Raw genomic sequence first — 21,780 nt, forward strand, 5'->3', positions numbered from 1 at the left:
TCTACTTCTCTCTCTACAACTATAAAAAATAGCTGTGAAAAAATCTATCGTCATAGATTTCTTCACAGCTAATCTTAGTATGTTTTTCAGGACTGATATATAAAAAGTGAATAATTAAAAAATAATTATGTATCACTCCAATTTGGGAGAGAACCCCAAAAAAACAGAGCTTGCAACATAATCATGCTACAAACTCTGTATTAATCTATGATAAAAGAAGTCTTGAGTATTATTAAAGGATGTATGAATAAACGTTAAGGCATAAAATGACTTCTGGATTTGCTTTTCTAAGGTGACTTAAAAGAAATCAGATGGGTTGAATTTCGAGTCATGTAAATCTTTAAAGTTATTGAATTGATTGACTGTATTTGAGATGTTACTGTCGCTCAAATGCTGATCTAACTCGTTAATAACATCATAATCTTGGATTGTTTTTGCTAATCCTAAAATAATTAAGATAGCTACAGCACCTCTTGCTAACATTTTCATCGCTATCAAACTCCTTTATTTTTCTCTTGCATATATTGTAACGGTTTGCCATCGATAAAACATGCGTCCAGAGTATTGAAAATAAATACAACTTAAGTACGATAAATGATTATTTTGTGTATAGTAAGTTGAAAAGTATATAAAAATTTGTTTAACATAATTATAGAAATTACAAGTATAGACAGTAAGTAATTGATACAATAAAGTAAAGCGTCTAAGTGAGTTGTTATAACAATGAAATAAAAATTGCTATTGAATGATTTTAAATTATAGAAATGAGGAATTGGGATGTCAGAGAAAGAAAAAATGTTAGCCCATCAGTGGTATGATGCCAACTTTGATCAAGAATTAATAGCAGACAGACAACGAGCAAAAGAACTGTGTTTTGACTTGAACCATACACGACCAAGTAATAATGAACAAAGAAAACAATTGATTGATGAGTTGTTCCAAAGTAAGACAAACAATGTAGATATTGCGATACCATTTGATACTGACTATGGTTGGAATGTCACTTTAGGTAAAAATGTGTTTGTGAATACGAATTGTTATTTTATGGATGGTGGCAGTATTACCATTGGTGATAATGTGTTTATTGGACCGAATTGTGGATTTTATACTGCGACGCATCCGTTAGACTATAAAAAACGTAATGAAGGGTTAGAGTTAGCAGAGCCAATAGTTATTGGTAGTAATACGTGGTTTGGTGGACACGTTGCAGTTATGCCAGGAGTAACGATAGGACAAGGTAGTGTCATTGGAGCAGGTAGTGTAGTAACTAAAGATATCCCACCAAATAGTCTAGCAGTAGGAAATCCATGTAAAGTTATCAAACAAATTGATAATGAAGGATAATATAAACATACTAAGATAAGCTGTGAAAAATTCTATGACGATAGATTTTTTCACAGCTATTTTTAAAATTGTAGAGCTTGAGACAAAAAAGTTTCTATAATAATTTTTGTGAATGGCAGTAACTGTCTGTATTATGAAACACGTTGATAAATCAACATTTACAATACTAGTCAGTGTTGCCAGGGGATTACGACGTAAATTTTATATGAAATTTATTTCTGTCCACTTCTTATTTGTTCAATGTTAAATAACTGTATTAAGCTTTAATCTATTTGTTTGTTTAGATAACTTTTGTAAACATCTTCGTACTTAATTTTCCCTATACTACCAACTACAAATTTGCCGAATTTAAATAAATTAAGAATATAACTAAGACATATTGATAAGACTAATGTAATGATAGTATTAAAAATGATATTTTTGATAGGATGTTGACTTAACAATCCAATACGATGTACAAAAAAGAAATGAACTAAATAAATACAAAAAGAATAATTGCTTATAAAAATGATGAATTTTGGAACATATTTAAAATAAGATGATAATAAGAAAAACATGAGTATAACCATAGTGACGTAAAAAGGCATATCGTAACGTTTGGATTCAACCCAATCTGAAATATGTAAGAGATAATTTGTGAATAAAAATAAAATAGATAATAATAAGCCAATAATAATGTGCCAAGTATAATTTTTAATTTTATTCATGAATGCCTCATAGTATATACCAATATAAAATCCTAATAAGAAATAACTTAACCAACCAACAAAAATCATCCAACCTTCCCTTCCCCAAATTGTTGCTAAAATAGGATGACTTGGTACAGGAATAAAAGTTCTAATCGCCCAATATAATGAAGTAATAATAATAGAATAGGTAATGATCTTAATGGGATGTAAGCCATATAAATATTTAGCGAACAACCAATGTAAAATATAAAATTGGAAAATAATGATGATGAAATAAGTTACTGCACCACCGTGAAACATTGTTTGAAAGACATATTCTAAATATTGTGTAAAACTATGAGGTCTGTGATAAAAGAACGATAATGCTAAATTAATCACAACATAAGGTATGCCTAAATAGAGTAATCTACTTTTGAAAAAACCTTCTTTAATTTTCGATCCATAATTTTTAGCTAATAAAAATTCAGAAATAAAGACAAATAAAGGTGTACTAAACATAAGTGTTAACTCAAAAAGTCTTATAGGTACACCAAAATGAACATGATGCATTTTACTAAATGTTGTAGTTATAGAATGGATGATGACAATACTTAAACAAGCAATAGCACGCATCCAAAATATAACACCCGTATAAACTTTCAACCATCCAGCCTCCTTTAACAATTGTATTTATATTGTAGACTATTTACATTTAATTTTCATTGATTGCTCAAAAGTATATTGTATAAATTATTTTAAAGTTATGATAATAAGTGTAAATTAACACAAAGGAGGTTTGCATTACTTATGAATAATGAATATAGAATTTTTAAAATGAAAGCGATTGCAAAACACACCTTAAACATAGTAGAATGTTATTAAATGATGATTCATCATTAAAGCAAAGGGTTAATCCACTTTCATAATTTACAGGGGGTAAGTGTACATGGTAGTAGAATTCAAGAATGAACCTGGTTACGATTTTTCAGTTCAAGATAACGTAGATATGTTTAAAGAAGAATTGAAAAAAGTTAAAGGCCAATTAGGTCAAGATATTCCGTTGGTAATTAATGGAGAGAAAATCTTTAAAGAAGACACAATTGAGTCAATCAATCCTGCAAATACATCTCAACTTATTGCTAAAGCATCAAAAGCTACAACAACTGACGTTGAAGATGCTTTTAAAGCTGCTAAGGAAGCATATAAATCATGGAAGACTTGGTCAGCAAGTGATCGTGCAGAATTAATGCTACGCGTTGCGGCTATTATCCGTCGTCGTAAAGCTGAAATTGCTGCAGTCATGGTTTATGAAGCAGGTAAACCTTGGGATGAGGCAGTAGGTGATGCAGCAGAAGGTATTGATTTTATTGAATACTATGCTCGTTCAATGATGGATTTAGCACATGGTAAGAAAGTGAATGACCGTGAAGGTGAACACAATCAATATTTCTATAAGCCTATTGGCACAGGTGTAACGATTCCACCATGGAATTTCCCATTCGCAATTATGGCTGGTACAACATTAGCGCCAGTAGTTGCTGGTAATACAGTATTATTGAAACCTGCTGAAGATACACCATATACAGCTTACAAATTAATAGAAATTTTAGAGGAAGCAGGCTTACCTAAAGGTGTTGTTAACTTTGTTCCAGGTGATCCGAAAGAGATTGGCGACTATTTAGTTGACCATATCGATACACACTTTGTAACATTCACTGGTTCACGTGCAACTGGTACAAGAATTTATGAACGTAGTGCTGTTGTGCATGAAGGACAGGACTTCTTAAAACGTGTTATTGCCGAAATGGGTGGTAAAGATGCCATTGTTGTTGATGAAAATGTCGATACAGATTTAGCAGCAGAAGCTATTGTAACATCAGCATTTGGTTTCTCTGGTCAAAAATGTTCAGCATGTTCACGTGCAATTGTACACAAAGATGTTTATGATGAAATTTTAGAAAAATCTGTCAAACTAACAAAAGAATTAACATTAGGCAATACAGAAGATAACACTTATATGGGTCCAGTGATCAATAAAAAGCAATTTGATAAAATTAAAAATTATATTGAAGTTGGTAAAGAAGAAGGTAAATTAGAACAAGGTGGCGGAACTGATGATTCAACTGGCTACTTTGTAGAACCAACTATCTTCTCTGGTTTGAAATCAAAAGATAGAATTATGCAAGAAGAAATCTTCGGTCCAGTAGTTGGTTTTGTTAAAGTAAATGACTTTGATGAAGCAATTGAAGTGGCGAATGATACAGATTATGGTTTAACGGGTGCAGTGATTACTAATAATCGTGAACACTGGATTAAAGCAGTCAATGAATATGATGTTGGTAACTTATACTTAAATAGAGGTTGCACATCAGCTGTAGTAGGTTATCATCCATTCGGTGGCTTTAAAATGTCAGGCACAGATGCTAAAACAGGTAGTCCAGATTACCTATTACATTTCTTAGAACAGAAAGTTGTATCAGAAATGTTTTAATAATATAGCAAATTAAAAGCAATGAAAGTGTTGATTGTATCAATGCTTTCATTGCTTTTTTATGACCTTAATCTTCTATTTTTAAAGTGATGGATTTGTTAAAAATTAAATCAATTTCTTGTGGTGACATTGTAATATCTTCATTTTTAATCCATGCCATAAAGCCATCTAATAAGCCACCATAAATGTAATAAATTAAATCATCTGGAATAGTGTCATCCACTTTAATACGAGAGATGTTATTTTTGATGTCTTTTTTCATCACATTAATACAGACATTTTTTAGAGCTTTATTAAATTCAGCATCTTCTTCTTGTAAATTAGCAATTTTTTGTAGTTCTTCTTTATTACTAATATTGTCATTCATAGTTTGGAATGGATGGTGCAGACGTTGTTTAATATCAGCAGCAAAGAACCCTTTGGCCAATTCATTAAACAAGTACTCGAGTAAGTCATATTTATCGTAAAAATGCTTATAAAACGTTGTGCGATGCACAAGTGCATTATCACAAATTTGATTTACTGTAATAGATTGAAATAAGTGTTGTTCTAACAGTTGATATAAACTCGAGGATAAAGCTTTTCTAGTTTTAATAACTCTTAAATCATTTTCTTTCATCTACGTTTCTCCTAATATGTAGTTTAAAATACACAATCGATTATTTATTTCTTTTAAAAAGAGGGTAGAGATATTATAATCACACAATAATCTACACTATACAGTTAAACTATAGCGTTGAAATCAAGAGGAGGCAATACTTTGGCGAAATTTTTATATAAAATGGGAACATTTATTGCGAAATATAAATGGGCATCATTGATTGCATGGATAATCATTCTAGCTGCAATTTTTATACCTATGTCAATGAATGCACCAAAATTCGATAATGATATAAAAATGACAGGATTAAAGTCATTAGATACAAACGATAAAATTGAAAAATATTTTAATCAAGATAGTGAAAAGGCACAAATACGTGTCGTCTTTAAGAGCCACAATGATAATGGAATTGTGAAACCAAGTATCACGAAAGATATTAAGCAAACACTTAAAGATATTAAAAAGGACGATAAACATGTAGATGTTATTACAGATCCTTATGATAATAAACAAATCAGTAAAGATAAATCTACAGCATTTGCAGATATTACATATGATGTTAGCCAAACATCATTAAAAGATAAATCTCGCGATAATGTTAAAGATCATTTGAAAGATTTAAGAGAGGACCATAATGTACAAACTGAATTAACTGGTACTGGTATGACATCGTCAGACATTGGTGGCAACTCTGAATTAGTAGGTATTATAGTTGCTTTTGTCGTATTACTGATTACATTTGGATCAGTTATTGCAGCGGGATTACCAATCGTCAGTGCATTGATTGGTTTAGCATCTGGTGTCGGCATTATTAGTTTACTAACTTACGCATTTGATATTCCTAATGTAACTTTGACACTATCTGTCATGATAGGATTGGCAGTAGGTATTGACTATGCCTTGTTTATATTATTTAGATATCGACAAGTTATGAAAACAGAAAGTGATTATATTAAAGGTATAGGACTAGCAGTAGGTACAGCAGGTAGTGCAGTTATCTTTGCTGGTGTCACAGTTGTGATTGCAGTATGTGGTCTGTCATTAGTAGGTATTGACTTCTTAGCTGTTATGGGATTTGCTTCAGCTATTAGCGTTATCTTCGCTGTCTTTAGTGCGTTAACGTTATTACCAGCATTAGTGAGTATATTCCATAAACGTATTAAAGTTAAGTCTATGAAATCAGAATTTAAAAATGATCATGATACACCTTGGTCTAAATTCGTAGTAGGAAACTCCTTAGCGGCAGTATTATTAGGTCTCATTATTTTAGTAGCGGCTGCCATTCCAATCAGTCATATGAGGTTAGGTATTCCGGATGATGGTGTGAAACCAGCTGATTCCACTCAGAAAAAAGCCTATGATATTATCTCAGATAAATTTGGTGAAGGATTTAATGGCCAAATCCCAATGCTAATTAATGTTAAAGATAAAAAAGATGATCCAGCTGAATTGCAAAAAGATTTACAATCACTTTATAAAGATATAGATAAAAAGAAACATGTTGATATGGTTACACCACCACAAATGAGTAAAAATAAAGATTATGCATTGATGGTTGTTATACCTGAAAAAGGTCCCAATGCAGAAAGTACGAATGACTTAGTTCATAAACTAAGAGATTATAACAAAGATGCCCAAGATAAATATGGATTTAAAACAGAAATTTCTGGACAAAGTGTTATCAACATTGATATGTCACAGAAATTAAATGAAGCTATTCCATTGTTTGCAGGTGTTATTGTTGTATTAGCATTCTTCTTATTAATGATTGTATTCCGTTCTATTTTAATTCCATTAAAGGCAGTACTAGGCTTTGTATTGTCATTAATGGCGACTTTAGGATTTACAACATTAGTGATGCAAGATGGCTTTATGAAAGGATTGTTCGGTGTTGATACGACAGGTCCAATGTTAGCCTTCTTACCAGTTATTACCATTGGAATACTCTTCGGTTTAGCAATGGATTATGAAGTGTTCTTAATGTCCAGAATTCATGAAGAATATAGTAAGACGAAAGACAATGATTATTCTATTAAAGTAGGCTTGAAAGAAAGTGGCGGAGTGATTATTGCAGCTGCTTTAATCATGTTCAGTGTATTCTTCGCTTTCGTCTTCCAAGATGATGTCATGATTAAATCTATGGGTATGGCATTAGCATTTGGAGTCTTATTTGATGCCTTTATTGTAAGATTGATGGTGATTCCAGCATTAACTAAATTGTTTGGTAGAGGATCATGGTACTTACCAGGATGGTTAAGTAGAATCATTCCTCATATTGATATTGAAGGACATGCTTTAGAAAGTTATAAAACTACAACTAAATCGACTACAAATACTTTCAATTCACCAACAGCATCATCACATCGTACAGAACACTATGATAAAACATTTAGTATTCATCATAGTCATCAACAGCACAGTAACAATGAACAAACAACTATGACTCAAGCAACGAATCATATCAGACTAAATGATGAAACAATGAAATTATATCAACAAGTTAAACAACAATCAGTCAATCCTAATTTCTTATATGATGCTTTGATAGATTATCAAACGAAACATCAATTAAATACGGATCAACAACAAACAACAGTTGAACAACTCAATGATAATATTAAGCGTTTAAATGAACTTTTAGAACAAAACTTAAAAAATAAATAATAGCGTATCAATGCTGTCGACGAAGTAAATCTTTGTCGGCAGCATTTTTTAGATTCTCTCTCAAATTGAACTGATACATAATTATTTTTTAAGCCTCGCACCCCAGCTTGCACATTATAGTAAAAATTCTGTTGACAGAATTTTTCTTTGCTGGGGCCCCAATGCCCAACCTTGCCCGTCTTGCACATTTAGAACTAGTTAGATTTATAATCTTTACTAATTCTTATGCAGTTGCACTAATAGTGTCAACTGTAATCCTTTTTAAAATTTTTCTATGACGGGTCCCTTGCCCAACTTGCATGGCATGAAAAAACTGGATAACCAGTTTTTCTATGTTGGGTCCCTACCTCAGGAGTCTCGGCTTCAAAATTATTTATATTTTAAATTATTCATTTTTTGTTTATCAGTCCCAAAATTTAGAGAACCTATTTTTTAGATTTAGTGCGAAGAAATGTCTGAGAAGTCACAAATTAGCCATTAAATATATTTATATAATTTAAATATAGTATTGCAAAACGTTTTGTATAAAGATATTATTTAAATAAATGATAATGATTATTATTGTTAATAGGAAGTGTGTAGTATTATGTTAAGTATTAAAACCGGGGAAAAGAATAAACAATATCGCATTAAACATATCGATATCGATAATGTTAATATGCGCTATCGTTTAAGTGCATTTGGTTTAACAGATGGCTCAACAATTAAGATTAAGCAAAAATGTCTGTTTAAAGGACCTTGTATTATTGAAACCAATGGGCAACAAGTGAGTATTAGACAATGTGATGCTTGTCGTATAGCACTTGAAGAGTAGGTGTCTAGGGTATGAATAATTATTGTATATTGGGCAACCCAAATGTAGGTAAGACATCTTTGTTTAATGCACTGACCGGTTCTTACGAGTACGTTGGTAACTGGAGCGGTGTAACAGTAGAAAAAAAGGTAGGGAAATTAAAGAATGATTTAGGAAATTTAATAGACTTACCAGGAACATATGATTTATCACCTATTTCAAAAGATGAAACAGTTGTGACAGATTATTTATTGAATAATGATTTTACTGGTATGATTAATATCATCGATGCTAGTCAAATTCAAAGAAATATGCAATTGACAGTACAATTATTAGAATTAAATGAACCACTATACATAGGATTGAATATGATTGATGTTGCTACAAAAAGAGGAATTCATTTCGATTATCAAACATTGATGAGAAAATTAAAAACACCAGTTTTTCCGGTAGTAGCACGTACAGGTAAAGGTACCGATCATTTACTATTTGAAATTAAACATATGAATGAAGAACAGCATAAAAGCTTTAAGATTAATTACGGCGATAAGATTGAAGCAGCAATTAATCAAATATGTCGCTTAGTAACAGCACATACTACTCATCCAGAACATCGTGCGAGATTTATAGCGATTCAATTTTTATTAGATAATCCACAAATTGAACAAGAATTAAATGAACAAGTGTTACAAGAGATGCTAGATATTCGTGAACAGTTAAGACAAACATTATCACATACCACTGTACGTCGTGAAATGGAACACATTCGTAATATTTTTATTGAGCAATTGTTAAGCGATGTCGTTGAATATCCAGATGTAGAGAAACAATATTTCACTTCAAAAGTAGATAAAATTTTAACACATAAATATTTGGGTATGCCTATATTTTTAGGCATTATGTGGCTAATATTCCAAACAACATTTACATGGATTGGCACACCATTGTCAGATCGCATGGATGATTTCTTTAGTGGTCAGTTTACTGATTGGGTTAAAACAGCGATGCATTTTTTAGGTGTTATGCCATTTTTACAAGATTTGATCACTGACGGTATTATTGCTGGTGTAGGTTCAGTCTTAGTATTTGTACCCCAAATTGTAGTGTTATTCTTCTTTATTTCATTGTTAGAGGATTCTGGTTATATGGCTCGTATTGCTGTGTTAATGGATCGTATTATGGAATCTTTCGGTCTAAGCGGTAAATCATTTATACCAATGATTATTGGCTTTGGTTGTAACGTGCCCAGTGTTATGGCTGCACGTAGTATTGAAAATGAAAAAGAACGTTTAACTACAATATTAATTGCACCATTCATGTCTTGCTCAGCTAGATTGCCTGTTTACGCATTATTTGTAGGCGTATTTTTCAAACACTATAAATCTCTTGTAGTACTAAGTTTGTATGTCTTAGGAATTTTAGTGGCATTTATCATCAGTACGATTTTGACCAAGACTGTACTCAAAAATGAAAATTCGATATTTATCGTTGAACTACCAACGTATAGAGTGCCATCGTTTAAAACATTATGGAGAAGTACGTGGGAGAAAGCGAAAGGATTCGTACGTAAAGCAGGGACATTTATTTTTGGTGGATCAGTGGTCATATGGTTCTTAAGTTATATTGGACCACACGGTATTAATGTGCCTATTAATCAAAGTTTTATGCATATTGTAGGCAGTTTCTTTGGGATGTTAGTCACACCACTTGGCTTTGGTAGTTGGCAAGCTGGTGCAACACTAATATCAGGATTCTTAGCTAAAGAAGTGATTATAAGTTCTATGGCAATCATCTATTCATCAAGTGATAATGGTTTAGTTCATGTCATTCAAAATCAATTTACACCATTGTCAGCATATGCATTTATGATTTTTATTCTATTATATATACCATGTATTTCAACTGTAGCTGCCATTAGAAATGAAACCTATTCATGGAAATGGACAGCATTAGCAGTGATTTATCCCTTATCTACGGCATATATCTTAACATTTATCTTTTATCAAATTGGTCATTTATTTATATAGGAAGTGATTAACGTGTCAATTATTGTCAATGCATTAATATTTATTGCTATTTTTGGTTATGCCATTTACACGATTGTTAAATTTTTTAAACGTTCTAAACAAGGGAAATGTGGTTCATGTGATACGGGAAGTAGTTGTTGCGAATCACATGAAATATCAAAAGAATTATCGAAAAAGCTAGGACATCATCAATAAATGACAAAGGGTTAGACTGTGCGAGCAGTCTAACCCTTTGCTATTAAAGTTTATTCACCTTTGACAACGATATCATTGTCTACTAATTCAATATTCACATGTTTAACATCAGTGTGATCTAAATAGTAATCAGTGATTTTATCTCGAACTTGTTGCTCGACAACACGACGTAAAGGACGTGCACCTAATTCTTCATCATAACCTTCTTCAATTAACCAATTCTTAGCATCATCTGAAACTGTCATAGTAATGCCTTTTTTATCAAGAGTGACCTGAACATCATCTAATAATAAATTGACGATATCTTGCAATGCTTTTTTGTCTAAATGCAAGAATTCTACTATGCCGTTGAAGCGGTTGAGGAACTCAGGACGGAAGAATTTTTTCAAATCTTCCATAATTTCTTTATCTTCACCATCATTGCCGTTACCAAAACCAGCATTAGATGTACATATAATGATTGTATTTTTGAAGTTAATGACATTACCTTGTCCATCAGTTAAATTACCATCGTCCATAACTTGTAATAACAATGTTAAGATTTGTGGATTAGCTTTTTCAATTTCATCAAATAATATAACTGAGTATGGATTACGACGTACTTTTTCAGTTAATGTATTGGAATTGTCATCATAACCAACGTAACCAGCAGTTGTACCAATCATTTTAGATACTGCTGTTGTATCACTGTATTCACTCATATCTAAACGGATTAACGCTTCTTTATTACCAAATAAATCGATAGCTAATTGTTTTGCTAGTTCAGTTTTACCCACACCAGTAGGACCTACAAATAAGAAACTACCAATAGGACGGTGACCATCGTCAAAGCCAGCACGATTACGGCGTATCGCTCTAGATACCATATCTACTGCTTTATCTTGTCCAATAATTTTACTTTTTAGTCTATTATTAATATTTTTTAAACGTTCAATATCATTGTCGTCCATTTGAGAAACTGGAATACCTGTTAAGCGCTCGATAGTGTCTGAAATATCTTGGACAGTGGCAACTGCTGTATGTTCACCGTTACTGTTATCCAATTTATCTTGCAATTCTTTGATTTGTTTTTGAATATTATCTGCTTCTTTATATTCTTCAGCACTAACAGCTTTACGTTTATCATTTTCTAATTCTGTAATACGTTTTTCAGTTTCTACTTTATCAACTGCAGGACTTTGTGCTGATAAATGCGCTGCTGTAATGTCTAGCACATCAATGGCTTTGTCTGGTAATAAACGTTGTGGAATATATTGAATAGATAAATCTACACATGCTTTCAATACATCATCTGGAAGTTTAACTTGATGGTGTTGTTCAAATTTTTCACGAATACCTTTAAGTATTTCGACAGTATCTTCAGCACTTGGTTCATTGACAAGCACTTCATTAAAACGACGTGTTAAGGCAGCATCTTTGAGGATATTGTTACGATATTCATCCTGTGTAGTTGCACCGATAATTGAAATTTCACCACGACTTAATGCAGGTTTCAGAATATCTGATAGTCCTTTGCTTCCTGAATCGCCACCAGTAGAACCAGAACCAATGATTTGATGTATTTCATCGAAGAATAACACAACATTTTCAGCTGATTTAACAGCATCAACTAATTTTTGAATGTTTTCTTCAAAGGCACCACGGTATTGTGTTCCTGCTTCTAAAGATGAAATATCTACAGAAATAATATCTTTATCTTTAATTGCTGCTGGTACATTACCTGCAACTATAGCTTGGGCTAATCCTTCAACTACAGCTGTTTTACCTACACCAGCTTCACCAACTAGAATAGGATTGTTTTTTGTTCTTCTACTTAGAACTTCAGCTGTCTCTTGAATTTCTTTATTACGTCCAATAACCGGATCTAATAAGCCATCACGAGCTTCTTGTGTGAGATTGCGACCGATTTGATCTAAATAACTGCCATCTCCCGATTGACCTTGTTGTGCAGCAGCTTGTTGGAAAGCTTGCGCACTTTGTTCAGAAGAATGATTACCACTTTGTTGTGATAATTGAGCAAGTTCTTCAGGTGATACTTCTTTTCCATTGATATAGTATTTCTTATTGCCACTATTACTTGAACCTTGCATGTCTTGCATCATTCTTCGTAAAATTGAGTCAAAATCACTATTGAAAAAACCGTTATTCATATACTCACCTCATTATATATTTGAACTGCTAATTGCTTGGAAATAAAATAATTTTATATAAAATATAAACTATTACTATGTTAAAATTCCACTTATTAAAATTTATAAACATGCAATTATCTGTTTTTTGTGAAAATTTTGTGTTAATTTAATATGTAATATTAAATATTTTGAATGGGAGAAAAATATATGGCGTTGTCTATTGTTTATCAAGATCAACATCAACATTTTAACCGTGTGTATCATATTTCTGATGTGCCCAATGATGCCAAGATGGTGTGGTATGATTTTAACCAACCAACAAGTGAAGAAAAAGATATATTGAAATCGAAATTTAATTTAGCTGATCATCGTATTGAAGAGTCTATTTATACAGTATCAAGACCTAAAGTAGCGATTAATCATACTAATATGCAAAAGTATTTAGTTTTGCATTCCATTAACTCTGAAGATTTTAGTGCAGAACCGATGAGTATTACAGTTCAAGAACATCAATTAATCACGATACATCAAAATGATATTCAAGCATTAAATGATATTACTGCAGAAACATTGAAGACGACCAATGTTGACTCAATTGATTACATTGCTATTAGAATTATCGATAAAGTGACTGCAAATTATTTCAAATATATCGATGATGTAGAAGATACTGTTTTTTCTTTTGAAAATAAAAATGTTGATTCTACAAATAATCGTAGTTTGATGAAAGATGTGTTTACTATTCGCTCGTCCATTATCAAATTAAAACGTGTACTTTTTCCTATGGAAGAGTTGTTAGACGATTTTATAGAAGAAGGCGTGTATAATAATGAGGTTCAAGATAATCAACTAATGAAGCATATTCATAGTAGATTACAAAGACAATGCGACACATTAGATGCATGCGAGCATATGACCGATGATATTAGAGATAATAATGAATCCTATCGTTCAAGTCGTATTAATAAAGTAATGAATGTCTTAACCATTCTGTCTTCTATTTTCTTTCCTTTATCGTTATTAACAGGTTGGTATGGCATGAACTTTTCGTATATGCCTGAATTACAATGGCATTATAGCTACTTTGTTTTTACAGCATTCTCACTGGTTATTGCAGTCGTATTAATTATTATTTTCAAACGTAAACAATGGTTTTAAATATAGCTAACAAAAAAGTTGTAACGTCACTATAGTTAGACGGATGGATGTCTAACGGTAGGTGTTACAACTTTTTTATGATTATTTAGGATCTTTTTCTAATTTTTGAATTCTAGCTTCTTCTAGTTCTTCTTTATAACGCTTTTTATAGTAATGTGCCAATTTCATATCATGAATAAACGATATAACGGGTCTCATTGTCATTTGTATACTACCAATAACGAAGAGTACTGTACCTGTAAATACTGTAGTATCTTTAAAAAATAAAAAACTACCTATTAAGAAGATGATACCTAAGACAATATCGTTAACTTGGTATAACGCTTTGTAAAAGTTGGTGATTTGATTAGCGTGATAGTCTGTTTTTTCAGCAAAATTATTACGGTTAAAATGTAAATCAACATCGTTTTTATGTTTCATGGTTGTGTCCTCCTCATAACTTTTTATATGTCTCAGTTTATGTTTTCTAATCTTAACCATTCGTAGTATGATAATGAAAAAAGGGGGCAACATTGTGGAATATAAATATTATTATGATTCACCAGTTGGTATGTTGGAACTTGTTAGTGATGGCCAGTCGTTAACAGCTATTTTATTTAGTAATCAACAAACTGAAACTATTACACGTCAAGAAAATGGTCAGCTTCCTATTTTCAAACAAACAACAGCTTGGTTAGACCAATATTTCCAAGGGCATAAACCTGATGTTATCGTACCATTAAATCCGCAAGGTAGCGAGTTCCAACAATATGTTTGGTCTGAGTTACAAGCTATTCCATATGGAGAATTAACAACATATGGTGATATTGCTAAAAAAGTTGGTTCATTGTTAAATAAGCCTAAAATGTCTGCTCAAGCAGTAGGTGGCGCAGTAGGAAGTAATCCATTATCTATCATTGTACCGTGTCATCGAGTAGTAGGTAAGAATGGTAGTCTAACTGGTTTTGGTGGCACAATAAAAAATAAAATTAAATTGTTAGAACTTGAAGATGTTGATATGACACCTTTATATATTCCGAAATTCAGCACGAAACCTTAAAGATAATGCTACAGCAATAAACTTTTTTGAAAAATGATGTCATCATCTTATCATGGTGAGACTGACATGTTTTGTTAAAGGTCGATTAATTACTACTTTACAATATAGAAAGCTGCCATAAGATGTTTGTAATGTAATATAAAACGTTTGTTATCTGCATCTCAATATATAATTAATCTAAAAATACCACATTAGAATGCATGTTAGGAGCATCTTAATGTGGTATTTAATATTTTATAGGGTAAGACAGATTTATTCTGGACTATGGTAATAGCGAATATTATCTTGAATGTTTTCTAAATAGAAGATATTACTATCGTCAGCGACGCCGTCTTGAATGTTATCAAACTCTAGATTATCGAAGCGATTAAAGAATGTTTCGTAGTCTGCAACAGTCACTTCAGTACGCGCCTCAAGTAAGTGTTGATAAGCGTCTTTATTAATATGTTCTTCAAATCCTTCTACTAAAGTTGCACTGAAGAATTCGCCGACAGAACCTGAACCATAACTAAATAGCCCAATCGTTTCGCCAGCAGTTAAATCACGATTTGCTAAAAGTGAAATTAAACTTAAATATAATGATCCAGTATAAATGTTACCAACATAACGGTTATAATGAACGGCATCTTCGTAGCCAGCTCTTAGACGTTCTTGTGTTGTTTCATCAGCTTCATCAATAATTGATTCTAAAGCTTTTTTGCCCATTTTACTAAATGGGACATGGAAACATAATGACGCAAAGTCAGAAAGTGATTTCCCTTGACGTTTAGCATATTCATTCCAACTTTGTTGGAATGAACGAATGTATGCATCTTTAGACAAAGCACCGTCAACAAGCGGATATTTATGACCAGTTGGTCTCCAGAAATCATAAACATCTTCTGTATATGCTACAGCGTCATCATTAAGTGTGACAATGCTAGGATGATGTGAAATGACCATTGCTACAGCACCAGCACCTTGTGTAGGCTCTCCGCCTGAATTTAAGCCATAACGCGCAGTGTCAGATGCAATGACTAATACTTTTTCGTTAGCTCGTGTAGCTAAGTAATCTTTAGCCAATTGAATGGCAGGTGTCGCTGCATAACATGCTTCTTTCATTTCGAAACAACGTGCAAATGGTTGGATACCTAATAAATGATGAATTTGAACAGCAGCAGCTTTAGCATTATCAGTAGCCGATTCAGTAGCCACAATAACCATAGTAATTTTCTTTTTATCTTCTTCTGTTATAATATCTTTAGCAGCATTAGCCCCCATAGAAACAATATCTTGGTTTACTGGACTAACAGCCATTTCAGTTTGGCCAATACCAATTAAATATTTGTTTGGATCAACTTGGCGTGCTTCTGCTAATTTAGCCATATCTACATAGAATTTTGGAACGTAAAAGTTTATTTTATCAATACCTATTGTCATAAGGTTTTACATCCTTTCAAAGTTATAAAAGCAACATTAATATCATATCAGAATATGTTAAAGTTATACAAAGAAATAGACCAGCATGACGATTGTGTTGCGTTATTTGTAAGCCTTTACATAAACTAATTTAATTTTATAGGCAAAGACAAAATTATTCAATTAAATTATGCATTTTAAAGTTAGATATTTTAATGAACAATAAATTAAAAGTTATCAACATAAAGGAGCATTTATATGCAAAGTTTGGGAAAAGATTTTCGTCACTTATCAAGAGAACAAAAATTACAACAATTAACAGATTATGGTTGGTTATCTGTTGAACAACAGGAAGTATTGCTAGATTACGCAACTATTAATGAAGAAGTAGCTAATAGTTTAATTGAAAATGTTATTACGCAAGGGGCTTTACCTGTCGGGTTATTACCTAATATTGTTGTTGATCATCAAGAATACGTGGTACCAATGATGGTAGAAGAACCTTCAGTTGTAGCAGCAGCAAGTTATGGTGCTAAGTTAGTTAATCAAACAGGCGGCTTTAAAACAGTGGCGTCTGAACGTATGATGATTGGGCAAATTGTTTTTGATGGTGTAGAAGATACAGCTAAATTATCATCAGCAATTAGTGCATTAGAAGACCAAATTCATCAAATCGCTGATGATGCCTACCCATCTATCAAAGCACGTGGTGGTGGATATCAGAAGATTGCTATAGATACTTTCCCACAACACCAATTACTATCGTTAAAAGTCTTTGTTGATACTAAAGATGCGATGGGTGCAAATATGTTGAATACTATTTTAGAAGCAATTACAGCATATTTGAAAAATGAATTTCCACAAAGTGATATTTTAATGAGTATTTTATCTAATCATGCTACAGCATCTGTAGTAAAAGTTCAGGGTGAAATCGATGTTAAACACTTAGCGCGAGGAGAGCGAAGCGGTGAAGAAGTAGCACGACGTATGGAACGTGCCTCAGTACTGGCTCAAGTAGATATTCATCGTGCGGCTACACATAATAAAGGTGTGATGAATGGTATTCATGCAGTTGTTTTAGCAACAGGGAATGATACTAGAGGTGCGGAGGCAAGTGCTCATGCATATGCCAGTCGTGATGGTCAATATCGAGGTATCGCTACATGGCAGTATGATCAATCAAGACAACGTTTGGTGGGCACAATAGAAGTTCCAATGACATTAGCTATCGTTGGTGGAGGAACTAAAGTATTACCTATCGCTAAAGCTGCGCTTGAAATGTTGAATGTGACAAGTGCGCAAGAATTAGGACATGTTGTAGCAGCAGTAGGATTGGCTCAAAATTTTGCAGCATGCCGTGCTTTAGTATCTGAAGGCATTCAACAAGGTCATATGAGCTTACAATATAAATCATTAGCGATTGTTGTTGGTGCTCAAGGTGAAGAAATTGAACAAGTAGCTAACGCTTTAAAGCAAGCGCCAAGAGCTAATACTGCAACGGCTGAAGAGATATTAAGACAAATACGTCAGTAGGCATCTTCAAGTGTTTAGGAATGGAATATCAGACTTATAGCGAAGGATATTGTACTAAAGCGACAAGGGAATGGAACAGAAATTATTTAGTCCAAAAATTATGTTGTAATCCTTCCGCAACAAGATTATCGTTGCTGTACTAGCATTTATAATTCAGACAGTTACTGTTATTCACATTATTTTAAGTATGGTATGCGCTTATATCAGTGGTGCTACAAATGATGGTAAACATACTTTGATACCATGTAGTACAAGTAAGATAATTTAAATGACTGCAATAACAATAAAAGACTTCAATTCATATCCTTAACGACAAGGTGTATGAATTGAAGTCTTTATATTATTTAATAGATATAATTGTAGCCGCGTGCAGCATTTTTACTTAAGTAGCGCGTACTGTAATTTAGAGGACGACTATAGTTATACTCTGAAACTTTAATACTACCGTTAGCATATACTTGTTCAACAACTGCAACATGACCATAATAACCAGCTGTTGATTGCATTACTGCATATTTACGTGGTGTACGACCAGTAGCATAACCAGAATTACGTGCATTTGTATACCAGTTACGTGCGTTACCCCAGCGATTAGAAACAGGTTTACCCAGTTTAGCGCGTCGTTCGTATGCCCACCAAGTACACTGATGCTTACCATAATAATTCACAGCAGCATGTGATTGATGTGTTTCTTCGACAGATTGATATGCAAGGTTAGCAGTAAATAGAATTGCGACAGTAATAAGTATACGACCAAGTAGCGTTTTAAATTTCATGATAATTGTATTCTCCCCAAATGTTTATTCGATATTTAACGTTAACCATCATATGCTGAAAACGCTGTTAATACAATATAAGCAATCAATAATACAACGAACTGTAACGTTGCTGACACATATAATGTGAATTTGTAATATAAATAAACTATTTCATGAAAAATACAAGAATAATACAAAATATTTATGACAGGATAAATGAATTATAAAAGGATATCATCAATGAGTGATGGTTTAAAAAAGGCAAAACAAAAACGCCCTTATACAAAGGCGTTATGTAAGAGATGATCATTCCATGTCATTCATGTATCAATGTACATTTGTGAATTGGTTGAAAACTGACAACGCTCTTTTAATAAGAGACATTGAAACGCTCTCAGCACATGGATTTGTTCGAAAGTATGACAATATTTCACTATGGCTCTTCACTTCTCTAGGAAAACTGTTATCTTGATTAATCCAATCAACCAATTCACCTAATGGTGTGTCATCACCAAGAAAATTTTGCATAAATTCGTAAAAGCTCAAGTCCTCACCTCGAATAATTTAATTGAGCCATTATTATCATACCATAAATTTTATTGTAAAATACATATAATTATCATTAATAGCAAAGTATACGTTAGCTGAATGATAAAGTGAAAAGTTGTGTATAATGGAAGAAATGGATTTAAAGAATAAAGGTGATACATATGGATATCAAACACATGAAGTATTTTATAGAAGTTGTTAAACAAGGTGGCATGACCAACGCATCCAAGTCATTGTATATTGCACAACCAACAATTAGTAAAGCGATTAAAGATATTGAAAATGAAATGGCCACACCTTTATTTGATAGAAGTAAACGGCATTTAATTTTAACGGATGCTGGTCAAATTTTCTATGATAAAAGTAAAGAAATTGTGGCGCTGTATGATAATTTACCTGTAGAGATGGATCGATTATATGGTTTAGAAACAGGTCATATTAATATGGGAATGTCAGCGGTGATGAATATGAAGACGATTATTAATATCCTTGGTGCCTTTCATCAATTATATCCGCATGTGACTTATAATCTTATTGAAAATGGTGGTAAGACCATTGAACAACAAATATTAAATGATGAAGTTGATATAGGAGTGACAACATTACCTGTTGACCATCATATATTTGATTATACATCTTTAGATAAAGAAGATTTACGCTTAATAGTGAGTCGCTCTCATAAATTAGCTCAATATGAATCCGTTAAGATGGAAGATTTAGCGGGTGAAGATTTTATTTTATTTAACGAAGACTTTTACTTGAATGACAAGATCATTGAAAATGCTAAAAATGTTGGATTCATTCCTAATATGGTGGCTCAAATTTCACAATGGCATGTTATTGAAGATTTAGTTACGAATGAACTAGGTATTAGTATTTTACCAACAGCGATTTCTCAACAGCTCAATGAAAATGTTAAATTACTACGTATTGAAGATGCACACGTACATTGGGAATTAGGTGTCGTCTGGAAAAAAGATAAACAATTGAGTCATGCAACGACGAAATGGATTGAATTTTTAAAGCAACGCTTATCATAACAATAAACATTTACTTATCAATATAGGGTGAGGCTACAAGAATGGAACAGTAGTAATTTTTGTCCTAGGCTATTGTTGTCTCACATAAAGATAAGTGAATGTTTTTTATTTTGAATGCAATCATTACATAAGTACATATAAGTTAGCGTTTCCATAGAAAAAAGTAATACAAATCATGACAAAAGAGTATTTTTATAATGAGTTGAAAATTCTTATAATAGAGCTTGTAACAAAAAAACATTTGTAACAATTTAGACATATTTTAAGAAAGGGATGGAGTCGTTGCAGAAAGCCCAATTTATAATCAAACTTATTTTACAACTAGGACTCATCATTGTGATTACGTATATTGGCACAGAGGCTCAAAAGCTCTTACATCTTCCCCTTGCTGGCAGTATTGTTGGTCTATTTTTATTTTACCTACTATTACAATTCAAGATTGTTAAACTTTCATGGATTGAAGAAGGTGCAAACTTTTTATTAAAGACAATGGTCTTTTTCTTTATACCATCCGTTGTGGGTATTATGGATGTTGCTTCAGACATTACTTTAAATTACATTGTATTCTTTGCTGTCATTATTGTCGGAACTTGTTTAGTTGCGTTATCTTCAGGATTTGTTGCTGAGAAAATGTGTGTTAAGAACAAGCGACAAAAAGGATTAGATGCTTATGAATGATGTAATACAAGCATTTTTAATGATTTTATTAACGGTTATTTTATATTATGGTGCTAAAAGGTTACAGGAAAAATATCCTAATCCCTTTTTAAATCCAGCATTAATTGCTTCTTTAGGTATTATTTTTGTATTACTTATCTTTGGAATTAGTTATAACGGGTATATGAAAGGTGGCAACTGGATTAATCACATTTTAAATGCGACAGTAGTGTGCTTAGCATACCCACTTTATAAGAATCGACATAAAATAAAAAGTAATGTTTCAGTTATTTTAGCAAGTGTGTTAACTGGTGTGCTACTTAATTTTATGTTAGTATTTCTAACGTTGAAAGCCTTTGGTTATTCTAAAGATATTATAGTTTCGATATTACCACGTTCAATTACAGCAGCGGTCGGTATTGAAGTGTCGAATGAATTAGGTGGTACGGATACTATAACTGTCTTATTTATTATAACGACTGGCTTGATCGGTAGTATTCTAGGGTCAATGTTATTACGTTTTGGAAGATTTGAATCTTCAATTGCTAAAGGTTTAACGTATGGAAATGCGTCACATGCCTTTGGTACTGCTAAAGCATTAGAAATGGACATTGAGTCAGGTGCATTTAGCTCAATTGGAATGATTTTAACTGCAGTAATTAGTTCGGTATTATTACCGATATTAATTTTGTTGTTCTATTAATTCGGGAAAATTACTAGTAAACAAGAAAGG

20 protein-coding genes are annotated in these 21,780 nt (G+C 32.4%); 12 read left to right on the forward strand and 8 right to left on the reverse strand.

The features are described 5' to 3' along the window. Positions 1-297 precede the first annotated feature (297 nt). A complete protein-coding gene (locus CD113_RS05945) occupies positions 298-489 on the reverse strand; it encodes a hypothetical protein (RefSeq protein ID WP_002464173.1) in 192 nt (63 codons plus the stop codon). Between the two features lie 288 nt (positions 490-777). Between CD113_RS05945 and CD113_RS05950 the strand changes: the two genes are divergently transcribed. Continuing rightward, complete coding sequence (locus CD113_RS05950; protein WP_002464171.1) at positions 778-1,344, forward strand: sugar O-acetyltransferase; 567 nt, start codon at positions 778-780, stop codon at positions 1,342-1,344. Between the two features lie 263 nt (positions 1,345-1,607). On the opposite strand, the gene CD113_RS05955 is transcribed toward CD113_RS05950, so the two are convergent. Then, positions 1,608-2,675 carry an acyltransferase family protein gene (locus CD113_RS05955; protein ID WP_002464169.1) on the reverse strand — a complete coding sequence of 356 codons (1,068 nt, stop codon included), beginning with the start codon at positions 2,673-2,675 and terminating at the stop codon, positions 1,608-1,610. Positions 2,676-2,958: 283 nt separating this feature from the next. Between CD113_RS05955 and pruA the strand changes: the two genes are divergently transcribed. Beyond that, complete coding sequence (gene pruA / locus CD113_RS05960; protein ID WP_002464167.1) at positions 2,959-4,503, forward strand: L-glutamate gamma-semialdehyde dehydrogenase; 1,545 nt, start codon at positions 2,959-2,961, stop codon at positions 4,501-4,503. A 67-nt stretch (positions 4,504-4,570) separates the two neighbouring features. Here the strand turns inward: pruA and CD113_RS05965 are convergent, their stop codons facing one another. Beyond that, positions 4,571-5,122: a TetR/AcrR family transcriptional regulator gene (locus CD113_RS05965; protein WP_002464165.1), complete on the reverse strand. Its 552-nt coding sequence runs from the start codon at positions 5,120-5,122 to the stop codon at positions 4,571-4,573. A gap of 141 nt (positions 5,123-5,263) precedes the next feature. Between CD113_RS05965 and farE the strand changes: the two genes are divergently transcribed. The 4 genes from farE (at position 5,264) to CD113_RS05985 (ending at position 10,783) form a co-directional block, all read left to right on the forward strand. After that, positions 5,264-7,768: a fatty acid efflux MMPL transporter FarE gene (gene farE, locus CD113_RS05970; RefSeq protein ID WP_002464162.1), complete on the forward strand. Its 2,505-nt coding sequence runs from the start codon at positions 5,264-5,266 to the stop codon at positions 7,766-7,768. A gap of 586 nt (positions 7,769-8,354) precedes the next feature. Next, positions 8,355-8,582, forward strand: coding sequence for a FeoA family protein (locus CD113_RS05975; protein ID WP_002461901.1), 228 nt, complete (start codon positions 8,355-8,357; stop codon positions 8,580-8,582). Positions 8,583-8,593: 11 nt separating this feature from the next. Then, a complete protein-coding gene (feoB, locus tag CD113_RS05980; RefSeq protein WP_002461899.1) occupies positions 8,594-10,588 on the forward strand; it encodes a ferrous iron transport protein B in 1,995 nt (664 codons plus the stop codon). 12 nt (positions 10,589-10,600) lie between these two features. Then, positions 10,601-10,783 (forward strand): FeoB-associated Cys-rich membrane protein, encoded by a 183-nt coding sequence (locus CD113_RS05985; protein ID WP_002461898.1) that lies wholly within the window; start codon positions 10,601-10,603, stop codon positions 10,781-10,783. A gap of 50 nt (positions 10,784-10,833) precedes the next feature. Here CD113_RS05985 and CD113_RS05990 read toward each other — a convergent pair whose 3' ends face one another. Further along, entirely contained in the window at positions 10,834-12,933 is a 2,100-nt protein-coding gene (locus CD113_RS05990) for an AAA family ATPase (protein ID WP_002461897.1), read from the reverse strand. Positions 12,934-13,122: 189 nt separating this feature from the next. Between CD113_RS05990 and CD113_RS05995 the strand changes: the two genes are divergently transcribed. Then, positions 13,123-14,073: a CorA metal ion transporter family protein gene (locus CD113_RS05995; protein WP_002461896.1), complete on the forward strand. Its 951-nt coding sequence runs from the start codon at positions 13,123-13,125 to the stop codon at positions 14,071-14,073. Between the two features lie 81 nt (positions 14,074-14,154). Here CD113_RS05995 and CD113_RS06000 read toward each other — a convergent pair whose 3' ends face one another. Next, a complete protein-coding gene (locus tag CD113_RS06000) occupies positions 14,155-14,493 on the reverse strand; it encodes a YrhK family protein (protein WP_002461894.1) in 339 nt (112 codons plus the stop codon). A gap of 94 nt (positions 14,494-14,587) precedes the next feature. Here CD113_RS06000 and CD113_RS06005 point away from each other — a divergent pair, with 94 nt between their 5' ends. Continuing rightward, positions 14,588-15,112, forward strand: a complete 525-nt coding sequence (locus CD113_RS06005; RefSeq protein WP_002461892.1) for a methylated-DNA--[protein]-cysteine S-methyltransferase — start codon at positions 14,588-14,590, stop codon at positions 15,110-15,112. Positions 15,113-15,364: 252 nt separating this feature from the next. Here the strand turns inward: CD113_RS06005 and CD113_RS06010 are convergent, their stop codons facing one another. After that, positions 15,365-16,531, reverse strand: coding sequence for a hydroxymethylglutaryl-CoA synthase (locus tag CD113_RS06010; protein WP_002461891.1), 1,167 nt, complete (start codon positions 16,529-16,531; stop codon positions 15,365-15,367). Between the two features lie 237 nt (positions 16,532-16,768). Between CD113_RS06010 and CD113_RS06015 the strand changes: the two genes are divergently transcribed. Continuing rightward, a complete protein-coding gene (locus tag CD113_RS06015; RefSeq protein ID WP_002461890.1) occupies positions 16,769-18,043 on the forward strand; it encodes a hydroxymethylglutaryl-CoA reductase, degradative in 1,275 nt (424 codons plus the stop codon). Between the two features lie 344 nt (positions 18,044-18,387). Here the strand turns inward: CD113_RS06015 and CD113_RS06020 are convergent, their stop codons facing one another. Further along, entirely contained in the window at positions 18,388-18,819 is a 432-nt protein-coding gene (locus tag CD113_RS06020) for a CHAP domain-containing protein (protein WP_002461889.1), read from the reverse strand. Between the two features lie 309 nt (positions 18,820-19,128). After that, positions 19,129-19,347 carry a sterile alpha motif-like domain-containing protein gene (locus tag CD113_RS06025; protein WP_002461888.1) on the reverse strand — a complete coding sequence of 73 codons (219 nt, stop codon included), beginning with the start codon at positions 19,345-19,347 and terminating at the stop codon, positions 19,129-19,131. Positions 19,348-19,511: 164 nt separating this feature from the next. Between CD113_RS06025 and cidR the strand changes: the two genes are divergently transcribed. From cidR to CD113_RS06040, 3 genes are all read left to right on the forward strand, one after another. Beyond that, positions 19,512-20,390: a cidABC operon transcriptional activator CidR gene (cidR, locus tag CD113_RS06030; RefSeq protein WP_002461887.1), complete on the forward strand. Its 879-nt coding sequence runs from the start codon at positions 19,512-19,514 to the stop codon at positions 20,388-20,390. Positions 20,391-20,672: 282 nt separating this feature from the next. After that, complete coding sequence (locus CD113_RS06035; protein WP_002461886.1) at positions 20,673-21,068, forward strand: CidA/LrgA family protein; 396 nt, start codon at positions 20,673-20,675, stop codon at positions 21,066-21,068. Further along, positions 21,061-21,750: an LrgB family protein gene (locus CD113_RS06040; protein ID WP_002461884.1), complete on the forward strand. Its 690-nt coding sequence runs from the start codon at positions 21,061-21,063 to the stop codon at positions 21,748-21,750. Before CD113_RS06035 ends, CD113_RS06040 begins: the two co-directional genes overlap by 8 nt. Positions 21,751-21,780: the final 30 nt, after the last annotated feature.

This window comes from Staphylococcus simiae (assembly GCF_002902085.1).
GTDB classification, from domain to species: Bacteria; Bacillota; Bacilli; order Staphylococcales; family Staphylococcaceae; genus Staphylococcus; species Staphylococcus simiae.

Coding starts and splice junctions, on each gene's coding strand:
- CD113_RS05965 (WP_002464165.1), bottom strand. CDS start 5,122: ATGAAAGAAAATGATTTAAGAGTTATTAAAACTAGAAAAGCTTTATCC.
- CD113_RS06020 (WP_002461889.1), bottom strand. CDS start 18,819: ATGAAATTTAAAACGCTACTTGGTCGTATACTTATTACTGTCGCAATT.
- CD113_RS05975 (WP_002461901.1), top strand. CDS start 8,355: ATGTTAAGTATTAAAACCGGGGAAAAGAATAAACAATATCGCATTAAA.
- feoB (WP_002461899.1), top strand. CDS start 8,594: ATGAATAATTATTGTATATTGGGCAACCCAAATGTAGGTAAGACATCT.
- CD113_RS06040 (WP_002461884.1), top strand. CDS start 21,061: ATGAATGATGTAATACAAGCATTTTTAATGATTTTATTAACGGTTATT.
- pruA (WP_002464167.1), top strand. CDS start 2,959: ATGGTAGTAGAATTCAAGAATGAACCTGGTTACGATTTTTCAGTTCAA.
- cidR (WP_002461887.1), top strand. CDS start 19,512: ATGGATATCAAACACATGAAGTATTTTATAGAAGTTGTTAAACAAGGT.
- CD113_RS05990 (WP_002461897.1), bottom strand. CDS start 12,933: ATGAATAACGGTTTTTTCAATAGTGATTTTGACTCAATTTTACGAAGA.
- CD113_RS06015 (WP_002461890.1), top strand. CDS start 16,769: ATGCAAAGTTTGGGAAAAGATTTTCGTCACTTATCAAGAGAACAAAAA.
- CD113_RS05950 (WP_002464171.1), top strand. CDS start 778: ATGTCAGAGAAAGAAAAAATGTTAGCCCATCAGTGGTATGATGCCAAC.
- CD113_RS06010 (WP_002461891.1), bottom strand. CDS start 16,531: ATGACAATAGGTATTGATAAAATAAACTTTTACGTTCCAAAATTCTAT.
- CD113_RS06000 (WP_002461894.1), bottom strand. CDS start 14,493: ATGAAACATAAAAACGATGTTGATTTACATTTTAACCGTAATAATTTT.
- CD113_RS05995 (WP_002461896.1), top strand. CDS start 13,123: ATGGCGTTGTCTATTGTTTATCAAGATCAACATCAACATTTTAACCGT.
- CD113_RS05945 (WP_002464173.1), bottom strand. CDS start 489: ATGAAAATGTTAGCAAGAGGTGCTGTAGCTATCTTAATTATTTTAGGA.